This window comes from Solidesulfovibrio carbinoliphilus subsp. oakridgensis (genome assembly GCF_000177215.2).
Lineage (GTDB): Bacteria > Desulfobacterota > Desulfovibrionia > Desulfovibrionales > Desulfovibrionaceae > Solidesulfovibrio > Solidesulfovibrio carbinoliphilus.
The window spans coordinates 1,202,597-1,215,810 of the sequence record NZ_CM001368.1 but is presented as its reverse complement, the minus strand read 5'-3'; the positions used below and the strand labels follow the sequence as shown (position 1 = coordinate 1,215,810).

The 13,214-nt window shown below is 63.0% G+C and carries 15 protein-coding genes and 1 tRNA gene; 13 read left to right on the top strand and 3 right to left on the bottom strand.

The features are described from left to right. Window positions 1-56: 56 nt before the first annotated feature. Complete coding sequence (gene gcvT / locus DFW101_RS05415) at window positions 57-1,145, bottom strand: glycine cleavage system aminomethyltransferase GcvT (RefSeq protein WP_009180510.1); 1,089 nt, start codon at window positions 1,143-1,145, stop codon at window positions 57-59. A gap of 18 nt (window positions 1,146-1,163) precedes the next feature. Continuing rightward, a complete protein-coding gene (locus tag DFW101_RS05410; protein ID WP_009180509.1) occupies window positions 1,164-2,936 on the bottom strand; it encodes a hypothetical protein in 1,773 nt (590 codons plus the stop codon). 363 nt (window positions 2,937-3,299) lie between these two features. Between DFW101_RS05410 and DFW101_RS05405 the strand changes: the two genes are divergently transcribed. The 3 genes from DFW101_RS05405 to DFW101_RS05395 all read left to right on the top strand — a co-directional run bounded on the left by DFW101_RS05405 (window position 3,300) and on the right by DFW101_RS05395 (window position 6,215). Then, window positions 3,300-4,274: a GAF domain-containing protein gene (locus tag DFW101_RS05405; protein ID WP_009180507.1), complete on the top strand. Its 975-nt coding sequence runs from the start codon at window positions 3,300-3,302 to the stop codon at window positions 4,272-4,274. Window positions 4,275-4,364: 90 nt separating this feature from the next. Further along, window positions 4,365-5,390 carry a rod shape-determining protein gene (mreB, locus tag DFW101_RS05400; RefSeq protein ID WP_009180506.1) on the top strand — a complete coding sequence of 342 codons (1,026 nt, stop codon included), beginning with the start codon at window positions 4,365-4,367 and terminating at the stop codon, window positions 5,388-5,390. Window positions 5,391-5,429: 39 nt separating this feature from the next. Continuing rightward, the gene (locus DFW101_RS05395; protein WP_009180505.1) at window positions 5,430-6,215 is read left to right on the top strand and encodes an inositol monophosphatase family protein; all 786 of its coding nucleotides are present in this window, start codon (window positions 5,430-5,432) and stop codon (window positions 6,213-6,215) included. Window positions 6,216-6,355: 140 nt separating this feature from the next. On the opposite strand, the gene DFW101_RS05390 is transcribed toward DFW101_RS05395, so the two are convergent. Next, window positions 6,356-6,892 carry an NUDIX hydrolase gene (locus DFW101_RS05390; protein ID WP_009180504.1) on the bottom strand — a complete coding sequence of 179 codons (537 nt, stop codon included), beginning with the start codon at window positions 6,890-6,892 and terminating at the stop codon, window positions 6,356-6,358. A gap of 79 nt (window positions 6,893-6,971) precedes the next feature. Here DFW101_RS05390 and rimI point away from each other — a divergent pair, with 79 nt between their 5' ends. The 10 genes from rimI (at window position 6,972) to DFW101_RS19435 (ending at window position 13,199) form a co-directional block, all read left to right on the top strand. Beyond that, window positions 6,972-7,421, top strand: coding sequence for a ribosomal protein S18-alanine N-acetyltransferase (gene rimI, locus DFW101_RS05385; RefSeq protein ID WP_232286157.1), 450 nt, complete (start codon window positions 6,972-6,974; stop codon window positions 7,419-7,421). 31 nt (window positions 7,422-7,452) lie between these two features. Next, window positions 7,453-8,655 (top strand): phosphoglycerate kinase, encoded by a 1,203-nt coding sequence (locus tag DFW101_RS05380; protein WP_009180502.1) that lies wholly within the window; start codon window positions 7,453-7,455, stop codon window positions 8,653-8,655. Then, entirely contained in the window at window positions 8,652-9,407 is a 756-nt protein-coding gene (gene tpiA, locus DFW101_RS05375) for a triose-phosphate isomerase (protein WP_009180501.1), read from the top strand. Before DFW101_RS05380 ends, tpiA begins: the two co-directional genes overlap by 4 nt. 41 nt (window positions 9,408-9,448) lie before the next feature. Continuing rightward, window positions 9,449-9,850 carry a preprotein translocase subunit SecG gene (gene secG, locus DFW101_RS05370; RefSeq protein ID WP_009180500.1) on the top strand — a complete coding sequence of 134 codons (402 nt, stop codon included), beginning with the start codon at window positions 9,449-9,451 and terminating at the stop codon, window positions 9,848-9,850. A 9-nt stretch (window positions 9,851-9,859) separates the two neighbouring features. Then, window positions 9,860-9,945 (top strand) — tRNA-Leu (locus DFW101_RS05365). Window positions 9,946-10,157: 212 nt separating this feature from the next. Then, window positions 10,158-11,411 carry a tyrosine-type recombinase/integrase gene (locus tag DFW101_RS05360; protein ID WP_009180499.1) on the top strand — a complete coding sequence of 418 codons (1,254 nt, stop codon included), beginning with the start codon at window positions 10,158-10,160 and terminating at the stop codon, window positions 11,409-11,411. A gap of 114 nt (window positions 11,412-11,525) precedes the next feature. After that, window positions 11,526-11,735, top strand: coding sequence for a hypothetical protein (locus tag DFW101_RS05355; RefSeq protein WP_009180498.1), 210 nt, complete (start codon window positions 11,526-11,528; stop codon window positions 11,733-11,735). A gap of 2 nt (window positions 11,736-11,737) precedes the next feature. Beyond that, on the top strand, window positions 11,738-12,130 hold the full coding sequence (locus DFW101_RS05350; RefSeq protein WP_009180497.1) for a hypothetical protein: 393 nt from the start codon (window positions 11,738-11,740) through the stop codon (window positions 12,128-12,130). Beyond that, complete coding sequence (locus DFW101_RS19440) at window positions 12,127-12,483, top strand: hypothetical protein (protein ID WP_009180496.1); 357 nt, start codon at window positions 12,127-12,129, stop codon at window positions 12,481-12,483. The genes DFW101_RS05350 and DFW101_RS19440 overlap by 4 nt, the downstream gene beginning before the upstream one ends. A gap of 107 nt (window positions 12,484-12,590) precedes the next feature. Next, on the top strand, window positions 12,591-13,199 hold the full coding sequence (locus DFW101_RS19435) for a hypothetical protein (protein WP_009180495.1): 609 nt from the start codon (window positions 12,591-12,593) through the stop codon (window positions 13,197-13,199). Window positions 13,200-13,214 lie beyond the last annotated feature (15 nt).

The following is a 13,214-nucleotide window of genomic DNA, read 5'->3' as shown; positions in this document are numbered from 1 at the left end:
TTTCAGGGGGTCCGGGGGGATGATCCCCCCCGGCCGCCGGAGGCATCTTTTCTTTTCTACCCGGCCACGTTTTTGCGGGCCGTGGCGTCCCTGTAAAAGGGCAGGGCGCGTTTGGTGGCGGGCAGTTCGGTGCGGGCGGCCTGGACGCGAAATTCCTTGGCCTCGGCGGCCGGGGCGTCCACGTAGGCCAGGGCCACGGCATGGCCGAGGCTCGGGGCGAAGGAGGCGCTGGTGACCACGCCGACGGTCTTGCCGGCCTTGTCGAGGACGGCGTCGCCGTGGCGGGCGCTACGCCGGCCGGGGATTTCCAGGGCGAGGAGCTTCTGGCGCACGGTTGCTGCCTTGCCCTTGCCCACGTAGTCGGCCGGGGAGGTCAAAAGCCAGCCGTAGCCGGCCTCGGCCGGGGTATGCTCCTCGTCCAGGTCCTGGCCGTAAAGCGGATAGCCCATCTCCAGGCGCAGGGTGTCGCGGGCGCCAAGACCGGCCGGGGCCACGCGCGGATCGGCCACAAGGGCCTCCCACAGGGCCTCGGCCGCCGCCGCCGGCAGGAAGAGCTCGTAGCCGAGTTCGCCGGTGTAGCCGGTGCGGCTGACCATGAGCTTTACGCCTTGAAATTCGGTGAAGGCGAAGTTGAAGTACTTGAGTCCCGAGAAATCGCCCGGCACCCGGTCCCGCAGCACGTCAAAGGCCAGCGGGCCCTGCAAGTCGATTTTGGCTGTGTCGGGCGAGGCGTCGACAAGGGAGAGCCCGGCTGGCAGGCGGCTTTTGATCGTCTCGAAGTCCATGGCGATGCGCGAGCCGTTGACCACGAGCATGTAGTGGTCCGGACCGAGGCAATAGATGATGAGGTCGTCGATGACGCCGCCGGCCTCGTTGAGCAGAAAGCCATAGCGGCATTTGCCCGGGGCCAGGGTGTCGAGGTCGTGGGTGAGGGCGGTCGAGAGCGCCTTGGCCGCGCCTTGGCCCGAGAGGTAGAACTCCCCCATGTGGCAGATGTCGAACACGGCGGCCTTTTTGCGGGTCTGCTCGTGTTCGGCCAGAATGGAGGTGTACTGCACCGGCATGTCGAAGCCGGCGAACGGAACCATCTTGGCCCCGTGGCGCCTGTTCCAGTCCGAAAGAGGGGTTTGGATGAGCTGTTCCACAGTGTTGCTCCGCAGTTTTTAAAGCGCGCCGCGCTCGTTTTCCGTAACCAAAGGCACGACGATGCCCTGATCCTTCTTGGCCTGCCGGATGGACCGGAATTCGTCCAAGAGGGCGACGAGGCGATCGTAGGTCTGTTTCACCATCAGCCCGTACTCGGAGAGGTCCGAGTCCTTTTTTCGGATGTAGTGGCGAAGCAGGTATCGGTCGTTTATGATCATGTCGCCAAGCGACAGGACGCGCTCCACGAGCGTGTCGAAGTAGTTGACGATCTCGAATTTGAGATCGTTTATGATTTCCGTAAAAAGGGAGAGCATCCGCAGGTAGGAAAGATTCTCTCCCTTGTAGTTGCGGTCCTGCAGGTCTTCCAGGAGCTTTACTTTTCGGGCCTGCTGAATGTAGTTGTATTTGCTCCAGACTTCCTGGTAGATTTCGCGATGGGCATTGAAATCGTCGTAGTGGTCGGCGCTCAATAGATAGTTGTCAAGGACCTTGACGACGTTTGAATAGAATTCGTCGGAGTAGCCGATGATGCGGCGTTGGTGCTTGGCCAGCCAGGAGTAGAGGAACTTGAGCTTTTTCTCGTGGGTGTCGGTGTTTTCCACGATTTCGTTGCGCTTGTAGACGATCCGGCCGTTGTATTCGCCGCGCACGATGTCGTTTAAGCGCAAAAAGAGGCTGTAGGTGTCCTTGATGAGATTGAGCCTCGAGAAGGACTGGCCCGTGATCGGGTGGAGGACTTCCTGGCTGGCCACGGACAGGGCCCGGTCCTGGCGGACGTTGTTGGGGTCGTACTTGTGCTGGCGATAGACCACCCGGGTGATGACCACCCGGCGCTCGGGGTCCACGAAATAGCCGCCCTCGCCAAGGGCCTTGATGGCCTCGGTCTGGGACTTGTCCACGGTGATGAGGGCCACCTTCTCCACGCGCGGATAGAACTTGGCCTCGGGATGGGCGTAGAGGGTGGTGAGGGTCCGGTCGGTCTGGCCGAGGACCCGGACCAGGAATTTCTCGCCCATGCGGAAAAGCCGCCGGGCGAAAAGGGCCGACGAGGTCCGGCGTTCGGACACGATGGGAAAGCCGTAGAGCTCCATGAGAAACTGGTAGACGAATCCCCGGTGGCGCTCGTAGCGTCGGTCGTCGCCGACCACGAATTTCTTGATGTTGAGCCCGAAGCGCTTGAGTTCCGTGTCGAGGTAGGACGGAAAGGAAGAGTAGACCCCGGACAGGTAGAAGTCGCTTTGGCTGTCGAGCGACAGGACATGGGCCCGGTCCATCTGGAGCACGGTCGGCAGGAGGGCGGCGTAGTTTTCGAGGCTGGTCACGTCCGTTTCGGAAAAATCCCGGCGGAACTGGTCCTGGATGCCCTTGGGGAGGCGGGCGCAGAAGGTGCGGATGTTTTGCCCGAAAATGGAGGACTCGAGCGGGCACTGGTCCCGATAGGTCTCGTCGGTGTAGTCGAGCAGACAGTGCAGGATGTCGTACTGGAAAATCTCCTGGAAATACTTGAGCGGCCGGGCCAGGGCCACCATGGAGAAACCGGGCAGCTCCTTGTACTCGAAGGTATCGGCCTCGAAAGAGGGCAGAAGCTCGCGGAAATCCACCACCGGATAGTTGGCGTGCTCGAAGTAGGGCTTGAGCAGGCACTGCTTGATATGGACCCAGTCGAGGAAGCGCTTGAGGTCGGGCAGGGACTGGACGCGCAGGATCTCGCCTTCCCGGGGACGGTGTTCGCCGTGCAGGAAGGGAGCTTCCGGAACTTTGGAAAAGGCTTGCGTCCAGTCAAAAGCCATGGCCGTCCCGTGTGTCTGTCGGTTGGTCCCCGGAGGAAGGCCGGCCCGCTAGGGGGAGGCGCCTTCCCGTCGGGGAAAAGATTCATGTAGCCGAAGAGGGGATTTTTATAAAGCCTTTCCTCCGGGCGGGCGTTGTCGGGGCCGCGGGCCGGTTTGACGGCCGGGGCCGGCCCTCGTATATTGCCGGCGAATCAATGCCGGGCATCTCTCGGCCAGGGGAGGACAACATGGCCGACGCCTGCTCGCCGCGCCACAGGGCGGGAGCCGCCCGCAATTTGAAAGGACGCCGCGCCGTGGCGCCGCCCGCCCGCCGGGGCGGCCGTGCCGCGATCCGCCTTCCCTACGGACGGGCCTAGGGCCGCCATGACCGGAACCACTTTCTACGAACAGCTCCTGGCCATTGTCGGCAACGTCTTTGACGCCTATTCCGCGGTGCTGTTCCTGCCGGGACCCGAGGGCGGGACCTGCCGGGCCGTGGCCGCCTTCAGCCTCGGCGACGCCCTTGACCGCGACGCGGCCATCGTGCCGGGCATGGGGCTCGTCGGCTGGATCATCCGCGAGGGGAAACCCTTGCTCATCAGCAATTTCGACCAGCGCCGGGGCGTGCTCGGCTACTACCGGGGCGGCGAGGAGGAGCGCATCCGGGCTTTCATGGGCTATCCCGTGGCCGCGACCGGCGGGGCGCTTTGCCTCGACAGTCGCAAGACCTATACCTTCGGTGACAAGGATCTCAAAATCCTCTCCCAGTTCGCGGAGCTGGCCGGCAGCCACCTGGCCCGCAGCCGCGAGGTGGAGACGAGCCTGGTCGACCACGGTTTCTACCAGTGCCTGCGGCTCATATCCACCCTGCACAAGACCAAGCCCAAGTGGGAAGCCTTCCGTTCCGGGCTCCTCGGCCTGTTGTCCCAGGCCACGGGCTACCAGTACTGCATCCTGACCGTGCGCGACGAATCCGGCCGTTCCTACTACCTCGAAGGGGCCAGCGAGAACCCGTTTCCGGGCGGGCGCAACGTGCCCCAGCGTTTTTCCGTGGGCCAGGGGCTCGTGGGCTGGGTGTTCAAGAACCAGACCCCGGTCTATTCCGGCGAAAAGGACGAGGCCGGCGCCACGGGCCTGCCGCTTTTCGGCCTGGACGTGGCGGCCGGAGATTTCAAAAGCGTCATCTGCCTGCCGATCCGCTTCTCCCGGATGACCCGGGGCGTCCTGACGCTGGCCGACCGCCGGCCCCTGCCCGTGACCGAGGAGCTCAAGGCCTTCGCCGGCATGGTGGCCGAAAACCTGGCCCTTTTCCTGGAGAACCTGCACCTGCGCACCCGCCTCGGCCGGCCTTCGGCGTAGACTTTTCCCGTCCCCCCATCTACCATGCCGCAATTGTGGTGAAGTGGGGCCGCCATCCCCGGCATTTCGAACTCCAATGCGAGCGTGGGCATGTTCTTCAGCAATTTCTTCCGTTTTCTCGGGAAAGACCTGGCCATGGACCTGGGCACGGCCAATACGCTGCTTTATACCGCAAGCGACGGCATCGTCCTCAACGAGCCGTCGGTGGTGGCCATTGACACCCGAAGCGGCGACCTGATCGCGGTCGGCGCCGAGGCCAAGGAGTTCCTCGGCCGCACGCCCGAGCGCATCCGGGCCATCCGTCCCATGAAGGACGGCGTCATCGCCGACTTCGAGGTGACGCGGGCCATGATCGCCTTTTTCATCCGCAAGGTCCTGGCCGGCTTCCGTTTCGCCAAGCCCAAGATCGTCATCTGCGTGCCGACCGGCATCACCCAGGTCGAGAAGCGGGCCGTGGTCGAATCGGCCCAGATGGCCGGCGCCCGCGACGTCAAGCTGGTGGAGGAGCCCATGGCCGCGGCCATCGGGGCCGGGCTGCCCATCGACAAGCCGTCCGGCAACATGGTGGTCGACATCGGCGGCGGCACGACCGAAGTGGCCGTCATCTCGCTTTCGGCCATCGCCTACGCCGAATCCGTGCGCGTGGCCGGGGACGAGCTCAATGAAACCATCCAGCGGTTCGTGCAGGACGAATTCCAGGTCCTCATCGGCGAGAACATGGCCGAGGAGATCAAGATCCGGATCGGCTCGGCCATGCCCCTGCCCGAGCCCCGGTCCATGGAAGTGGCCGGGAAATCGCTCATCGACGGCACCCCGACCATGGTGACCGTGACCGACGCCCATATCCGGGAGGCCATCAAGGAGCCGGTCAACATCATTGTGGGCGCGGTTCGGAAAGCTCTCGAAAAGACGCCACCCGAGCTGGTGGCCGACATCGCCAAAAACGGCCTGCTCCTGGCCGGCGGCGGGGCTCTTCTGGCCGGGCTCGATGTCCGGATCAGCCAGGAGACCAATCTTTCGGTTCTTCTCGACGACGCGCCCCTGACCACGGTGGTCCGCGGCACGGGCCGGTCCATGGAGGACCGGGTGCGCTACAAGGACGTCTTTATCAACTAAGACGGCTGGTGCGGCCGCCACAGACGCAGGGGAGGGCGGATGGACAGGGACCTCGAAGGGCTCTTGGCCCGGACCCGGGAGGCCGTGGCCGCGGCCGGGGAGCGGGTGCGGGCCGATTTCGCCAGCCCGCAGGGCGTGCGGCGCAAGGGCCGCATCGATCTGGTCACGGCCACGGACATGGCCGTGGAGGCCGAGCTCAAGGAGCGGCTGGCCGCCATCGTGCCGGATGCGGTGTTTCTGGCCGAGGAGACGGCTGCGGCAACCGGGCTTTCGGGCCTGACCTGGATCATCGATCCGGTGGACGGCACCACCAATTTCGCCCACGGCTTTCCCTTCGCCTGCACCTCGGTGGCCCTGTACGACGGTCCCGAGCCGCTTCTCGGCTGCGTGGGCGCGCCGCTTCTGGACCGGTTTTTCTGGGCCGGGCGGGGCCTTGGGGCCTGGTGCAACGGGCAGCGCCTCGCCGTCTCGCAGGTCGCCGCTCCGGTCGATGCCCTGGTCGCCACCGGCTTTCCCTACGCCATCCGCGAGAACCTCGACGAGATCCTGGCCGACCTGCGCGTCATGCTGGCCGAGACCCAGGGCATCCGCCGGCCGGGTTCTGCGGCCCTGGACCTGTGTTTCGTCGCGGCCGGACATTTCGACGCCTTTTACGAGATCGGGCTGCACGCCTGGGACGTGGCCGCCGGCCTGCTCCTGATCACCGAGGCCGGGGGCACGGTCACGGGCTACCGGCCCGACGGCCCCTATATTCTCGGGGCCCGGCGCATCCTGGCCACCAACGGCCGTCTGCACCAAGCCATGCTCCAATTGCTCGGCGAGTGACATTCCGAGAATATCCGGCCGGCCGAACGTCTATTGCAAGAGGCCTGGCCTTCCTTACCCCTTCCAGGGGGTCCGGGGGGATGATCCCCCCCGGCGGAGAGGTCCAGGAGAGGCAGAGCCTCTCCTGGCCGCCGGAGGCATCATCTCGATCGGGGAAACAGGGCGTTTTTTTCGAAGAAGTGGACCACGGCCGGGGTGAGCCAGTCGCGGTAGTCCCGGGTCAGGGCGGCCAGTTCGGCCGCGTCCACGAACACGCCGCCCGCGACTTCGCCGGGAGCGGGGCGCAGCGGTTCGCTGGTGCGGCCGGCCGAGAAGAGGGTGACGAACTCGAAGCCCCAGTCCTCGTTGGCCGGGGCGGCGTCGAGCAGGGTGAGCGTCGCCGTGCGAAGTCCCAGTTCCTCGTAGAGCTTGCGGGCGGCGGCCTCGTGGCGCGATTCCCCGGCCCGGACATGGCCCGTGGCCGACAGGTCGAAGCGGCCGGGATAGCGCCGCGTGTCGGCCGTGCGTTTTTGCAGGTAGAGCTTGCCGCGGGCGTCGTAGACGAGCACTCTGACCGAGCGGTGGAAAAGTCCCTGGCGGTGGGCTTCGGCCAGGGGCATGACCAGGAGCGGGCGGTCCTGTCCGTCCACGATGTCGACCAGTTCCGGCGGCGGGCCGGCGGCGGTTTTTTTGGCCAAGCGTCGTCTCCTTGAAGTTTTGGCGCCCCGAAGATGCCATGGACCCAGTGCAATGAAAATCCCGGCCCCGCAAGCACCCATGCGTCTTGGTCCCGAAAGCGCCGCCGTCCTGGCCGTCCTGGAAGCGAAATGCTTCCCCGATCCCTGGGACTTGGCCGCCTTTGCCGCCGCGTTCGCCCGGCCGGCTTTTGCCGCCTACGGCATCCCGGCCGGGACAGGGCTTGCGGCCTATGCCACTTTTCACTTTTTGGGCGACGAATTCGAGGTCCTCAATATCGCCACCGATCCGGGCCTGCGGGGCCAGGGGCTGGCGGGAAAGCTTTTCGCCCACGTCTTGCAACACGCGGCCGAAATGGGCATGAACCGGGGGTACTTGGAAGTCCGGGCCGGCAATGTCCCGGCCAGGCGGCTTTATGCCCGTCACGGATTTATCGCGGTGGGCCTGCGCAAACGGTATTATACCGACACCGGGGAGGACGCCCTGGTCATGGTCCGCGAGGGCGCGGCGGGCGCTGCCCACCCTTCCTGACGGCAAAACCCCTAAGCGCCAAGGAGCACGTATGGCCCTTATCCGTATCGACGAGATTGATATCAGCGGCAAGAAACTCCTCATCCGCGTGGACTACAACGTGCCGCTGCGTGGCACGGACATCACCGACGACCTGCGCATCCGGGCCAGCCTGCCCACCCTCCAATACGCGCTGTCGAAAAATTGCGCCCTTGTTTTGTGTTCCCACCTCGGCAAGGCCAAGGGTGCGCCCGACCCGAAATTTTCCCTGGCTCCGGCGGCCGAGCGCCTGTCCGAACTTATCGGCCGCGAGGTCAAGATGGCCCCGGACTGCCTGGGCGAGGAAACCAAGGCCATGGCCGCGGCCCTTGGGCCCGGCGAAATCCTCATGCTCGAAAACCTGCGTTTCCATCCTGGCGAAACGGCGGGAGATAGGGACTTCGCCAAGGAAGTCATGTCCATGGCCGAGGTCTACGTCAACGACGCCTTTGGCACGGCCCACCGGCCCCATGCCTCCATGGTGGCCTTCCCGGCCGTGGCCAAACAGTGTTGCGCCGGATTCCTGCTCATGAAGGAATGGAAGTTCCTGGGCGAGGCCGTCGAGGCCCCGACCCGGCCGTTCGTGGCCGTCTCGGGCGGAGCCAAGGTCTCTTCCAAGCTCGGGGTGCTCAAGAATCTGCTCGACAAGGTCGACGCCATGGTCATCGGCGGGGCCATGGCCAACACCTTCCTGGCCGCCCAGGGCTACAGGGTGGGCAAGTCCCTGGTCGAGCCGGACCTGTACCAGGAGGCGCTGGACATCCTCAAGGCGGCCAAGGAGAAGGGCGTGGGCTTTTACCTGCCTGTCGACTGCATCATCTCCTACGACGCGGGGAAGCCCCTGGCCGAGATGCGCCCGGCCGGGCAGGTCCCCTTTGCCGCCATCCCGGACGAGGCGGTCGTCCTTGACATCGGACCGGTGACGGCGGGACTTTACGCCCTGGTCATCGAGCCGGCCAAGACGGTCGTCTGGAACGGCCCCATGGGCGCGTTCGAAAACCAGGCCTTTGCCCAGGGCTCCTACACCCTGGCCCACATCATCGCGGGGAATAATGCCGTCAGCATTGTCGGTGGTGGCGACACGGACGTGGTGGTGCACCAGGCCGGTCTGGCCGACAAGATGACGTTCATCTCGACCGGCGGCGGGGCGTCCCTCGAATTTCTCGAAGGCAAGGAACTGCCGGCTTTCAAAGCCCTCAAGGAGTGCCAGTCATGAAAAAGCTCATGGCCGCCAACTGGAAGATGTACAAGCTTGCCGCCGAGGCCGGGGCCACGGCTTCCGCGCTGGCCGGAAAACTGGACGGCCGGCTGCCCCGGGACCGCGAGGTGCTGGTGATCCCGCCTTTTACCGCCCTGGCCGCGACGGCCAAGGCCCTGGCCGGCCAGCCCGGATTTTCGCTTGGCGGGCAAAACTTCTACCCGTCGAAGCAGGGGGCCTTCACCGGCGAGATCGCGCCGGAGATGCTCCTGGACGCCGGTTGCCGCTACGCCTTGGCCGGCCACTCCGAGCGCCGGCACATCCTTGGCGAGGACGACGTCCTGGTCGGGCGCAAGACGGCCTTCGGGCTGACCTGCGGCCTGTCCATGATCCTGTGCGTGGGAGAGAAGGTAGAGGAGCGGCAGGCCGGGCAGGTCGAGGCGGTGCTGACGCGCCAGCTGGCGGCCGGGCTGGCCGATGTCCCGGCCGACGTAAGCCCGGACGCCCTGGCCATTGCCTACGAGCCGGTCTGGGCCATCGGCACGGGCCTGACCGCCGGGCCTGCCGAAGTGGCCGAGGCCCACCGCGTGGTGCGGGCCTTTCTGGTCGAACGGTTCCGACCGGGGGGGGCGAAAATCCGCATCCTCTATGGCGGCAGCGTGAAGCCCGGCAATGCGGGCGAACTTTTAGGGATTGACAACGTGGATGGAGTGCTGGTAGGTGGCGCAAGCCTTGAGGCTGAAAGCTTCGCGGCCATTGTGACGGCCTGACAACGAATCGACATGTCCGCGAAAATAACGGGAAAATTCAGTTGACAACTCTCATAATTACTGTACATGTACTCGCCTGCGTCGCAGTCATCATCTTGGTCTTGCTCCAGTCGGGCAAGGAAGGGATGGGGGTCATCTTCGGCGGCGGCAGTCAGTCGGTGTTCGGAAGCACCGGAGCGGGCGGCCTGCTGGTCAAGCTGACGGCGCTTTTTGGAGCGATCTTTCTTATCACTTCGCTTGTCTATAATGTGTACTCGGGCTCGCACCGGCGTCAGGCCAAATCGGTCATGATCGACGCCAGCGGCGCCCCGATCGCGCCTCCGGCCGGGGTTGCCCCGGATGCGGCCAAAGGCGAGGAACCCAAGAAGGGCGTGACCTTCGAGGATCTCCCCGCCCCGGTCCTGCCCGGAACCCCGACACCGGGTGAAGGCGGAGCGAAGTAGTTGAAATTTGCCGAAGTGGTGGAACTGGTAGACACGCCATCTTGAGGGGGTGGTGGGCCATGCCCGTGGGGGTTCGAGTCCCCCCTTCGGCACCATATCCGAGTCCAGGAAGGTCCAACAAAGACCGAATACCCTGGAAACATTAACGAAGCCGGGCGAGAGATCGTCCGGCTTCGTCTTTTTACGTCCGTTGACATCCACTTCTTATGGGGTATTTGTCGGGGTAGATTCGCCGAAGCGGAAGTCGTTGGGGTATTTTCCCCAACCCCGCATGGCGACTTCACATTTCGATGTGAGGAAATACCCCATGCCGAAAAAGACGATACCCCTAACGGATGTTGCCATCCGAAATGCCAAGGCCGCCGACAAGCCGGTGAAGATGTTCGACGGGGCCGGGCTGTTTCTCCAAGTTACCCCGACCGGCGGCAAGCTCTGGCGGTTCAAGTACCTCTTCGACGGCAAGGAAAAGCTGCTGGCGCTGGGCAAGTGGCCCGACGTGGGCTTGAAGATGGCCCGCCAACGGCGTGATGAAGCACGCGCCCTGGTCGCTCAGGGTGTGGACCCCTCCGAAAAGCGCAAGCAGGACAGGGCCGACGCCGAGGGCCAGGCCGTCGAAAATGCGAATACCTTTGCGGTGGTCGCCAGGGATTGGCACGCCAAGCAGGTGAAGGTGTGGAGCGAGGGCCACGCGGCCAAGATTCTGGCCCGCATGGAACAACACCTTTTCCCGGTTTTCGGCAACATCCCCATCACGACTCTTCGCGCCCCCGCCATACTGCCCACGCTCCGCGACATCGAGGACAAGGGCAACCATGAGACAGCCAAGCGCCTGCGCCAATACTGCGAAGCGGTTTTCACCTTCGCCATTTCCACGGGCATTGCCGAAAGAAACGTCGGGGCAGACCTGCGTGGGGCGCTTGCTCCCTGTCGGGCCACGAACCGGCCAGCCATCATTGATCCCAAAGGTGTAGCGCAACTGCTGCGGGCCATAGACGGGTATCAGGGAAGCCCCGTCACAGTGGCGGCTTTGCGGCTGGCCCCGTTGGTGTTCGTGCGCCCTGGCGAACTGCGGCAAGCGGAGTGGTCGGAAATCGACCTCGACGCCGCCGATGGCCCCCGCTGGTCCATCCCTGCCGAAAAGATGAAAATGCGGCGGGATCATGTCGTGCCGCTGTCGAAGCAGGCCGTGGACATCATCACTGAGATTTATTCCCTGACCGGCCAGGACCGCTACCTCTTCCCCTGCAACCGGACCAAAGGGCGCTGCATGTCGAACATGGCCTTAAACGCGGCCTTGCGGCGCATGGGGTACGAGCAAGGGGAAATGTGCGCCCACGGCTTCCGGGCCATGGCATCCACGCTTTTGAATGAACTTGGCTGGAACAGCGACCTTATCGAGCGCCAGCTTGCCCACGCCGAGCGTAATTCCATCCGTGCAGCCTACAACCGAGCCGAGTATTTGCCCGAGCGCCGCCGCATGATGCAAGCATGGGCCGACTACCTGGACATGCTCAAGGCCGGGGCGAAGGTGACGCCGCTGCACGCGACGGCCGGGGAATGACCACCACCATGGAGGAACCCGCCCGAAGGGGGCGGACCTTATAAAGCGGCCCCGGTCGGTGGAATCAGCACCGGCCAGGGCCTATCACAACCGACCTGAAAAGGAGGTGCGGCCATGACTGAGACGGCCATAGCGCACGGCACAAAGACCGGCAAGCGCCCCCGGTGTGCGGCTTGTCGCTGGCGGCTTGACAATTCCTGCCACAAGCGTTCCCCCTGGATCGTAGAGGGGCAAGTGATGGGCGGACATGGGCATGTGGGCATCTGGCCCGAAACGCCGGCCGATTCCTGGTGCGGCGACTTCAGCTACAAGCAGGAGGTCTAGCCATGGCAAAAAACGCTCTCCGCACGGTCATCGACATTTTCAAGTCCGATCAACCCGAACCCCTTCCCCTTGCCTGGAAGTTGCGCCGCATGTCGGATGCCGGTCCGGATTCCGGGGCTAAGATCGCGGCGGCAAAGAAGCGCCTCTTCAATGCCTATGACGCTTATCAAAAAGAAGTCCAGGCGGCCGTGGATGAGGCCAAGGGACTTTTCAAGCATGATGGCTGCACCGTCAGCGATACGGCCGACCTGATGCGCTCTGAAATTGAAAAAAGCATTGAATGTTATCAGAACCAGACATGGCAAGCATGGGTAGGCATTGACCACGGCCTTGAGGCCCTGCGCTATTACATGGGGCTGATTGTGAACCAGACTACGCGGGAGGTGCGGTCATGAGCGTCAAGAGTAAGGTGGTAGGAGTGTCGCCCGAAGAAGAACGGGAATCAGCCCGACGCAACGGGCTCAAGCCTGTTTACCTACCTAAAGATTCCCGTTTTCCGTATCGGTTCTTTAGAGCCTCTGACGGTGGGCGGAATGCCACGTCTGAGGAGGTGACCTTCCAGCTTGACCTTTTGCGGGAAGGGCTGGAGCGACACGGCCTGACATTTGCGGAGCCAGGTGACCCCGACGGGTTTCTGGTAAAATGGAAGGATGGGAATCTCCAAACAGAGGCCGTGGATGAAGTCGCGGAGACCGTCATGGAAGCGATACCCGGAGCCGAGGGACTCAAGGCCGAGGCCCAAGTGTAGCCGGCGACCACATAGACATTTCCCCGCCCTAGGGTAGCTCCCGAAAAGCCGGAACCCTACCGGCCCGGGCGGGGATCATTATAGGGACAAGCTGCGGGGGCTTGGGAATGAAGTTTTGGATAACCTATATCGAGGTAAAAGCGCTTTACCCGTTTATCACGGACGGCATGCTTGCGGATTGGATTGAGAGAAGGACTATTGAAGTTATACATTCAGACAAAGACCGCTTATCTGTCACCAGTAACGACATGCCGTCATTGCGCTACAAAAAGGAGTCTTTAGCCAACGAATTATTATCATTGTTTAAATACATTGCTGATCGCATTGAAAGCAGATTAAAATATGCAGAAGTCGAAGAAAAAATCCTATTGTCATCGTGTTTAACTGAGATTGTGGAAAAGATAAAAGTAGTAAAATATTCAGTCGCAGAAAACAAAATAAATTTAGACGCAGACAAAACAGCACTTATAAATCTTTACAAACATTATCTCGACCGCCTTTACGCTACTCCTGACCACTACGAACTTTGGCAACAAGTCAATTGTTATTATGAAGCATATATAAATAACGCTACCAATAAGGCGCTTGCGAATAGATTTGGCAAATCAGAACGAACAATACCACGTTGGATAGAAAGCGGAGAAAATTACGCTGTCCATGATCCTGCCGGGCCTCGACTTCCCGCGCTTACCATGCCACCTCACCGACGCAAGTAATTGCCCGTTTCACAG

What these genes read in the sequence shown, in the direction of transcription:
- DFW101_RS05410 (WP_009180509.1), bottom strand. Translation starts at nt 2,936, where the DNA reads ATGGCTTTTGACTGGACGCAAGCCTTTTCCAAAGTTCCGGAAGCTCCC.
- DFW101_RS05405 (WP_009180507.1), top strand. Translation starts at nt 3,300, where the DNA reads ATGACCGGAACCACTTTCTACGAACAGCTCCTGGCCATTGTCGGCAAC.
- mreB (WP_009180506.1), top strand. Translation starts at nt 4,365, where the DNA reads ATGTTCTTCAGCAATTTCTTCCGTTTTCTCGGGAAAGACCTGGCCATG.
- DFW101_RS05395 (WP_009180505.1), top strand. Translation starts at nt 5,430, where the DNA reads ATGGACAGGGACCTCGAAGGGCTCTTGGCCCGGACCCGGGAGGCCGTG.
- rimI (WP_232286157.1), top strand. Translation starts at nt 6,972, where the DNA reads ATGCGTCTTGGTCCCGAAAGCGCCGCCGTCCTGGCCGTCCTGGAAGCG.
- DFW101_RS05380 (WP_009180502.1), top strand. Translation starts at nt 7,453, where the DNA reads ATGGCCCTTATCCGTATCGACGAGATTGATATCAGCGGCAAGAAACTC.
- tpiA (WP_009180501.1), top strand. Translation starts at nt 8,652, where the DNA reads ATGAAAAAGCTCATGGCCGCCAACTGGAAGATGTACAAGCTTGCCGCC.
- DFW101_RS05360 (WP_009180499.1), top strand. Translation starts at nt 10,158, where the DNA reads ATGCCGAAAAAGACGATACCCCTAACGGATGTTGCCATCCGAAATGCC.
- DFW101_RS05355 (WP_009180498.1), top strand. Translation starts at nt 11,526, where the DNA reads ATGACTGAGACGGCCATAGCGCACGGCACAAAGACCGGCAAGCGCCCC.
- DFW101_RS05350 (WP_009180497.1), top strand. Translation starts at nt 11,738, where the DNA reads ATGGCAAAAAACGCTCTCCGCACGGTCATCGACATTTTCAAGTCCGAT.
- DFW101_RS19440 (WP_009180496.1), top strand. Translation starts at nt 12,127, where the DNA reads ATGAGCGTCAAGAGTAAGGTGGTAGGAGTGTCGCCCGAAGAAGAACGG.
- DFW101_RS19435 (WP_009180495.1), top strand. Translation starts at nt 12,591, where the DNA reads ATGAAGTTTTGGATAACCTATATCGAGGTAAAAGCGCTTTACCCGTTT.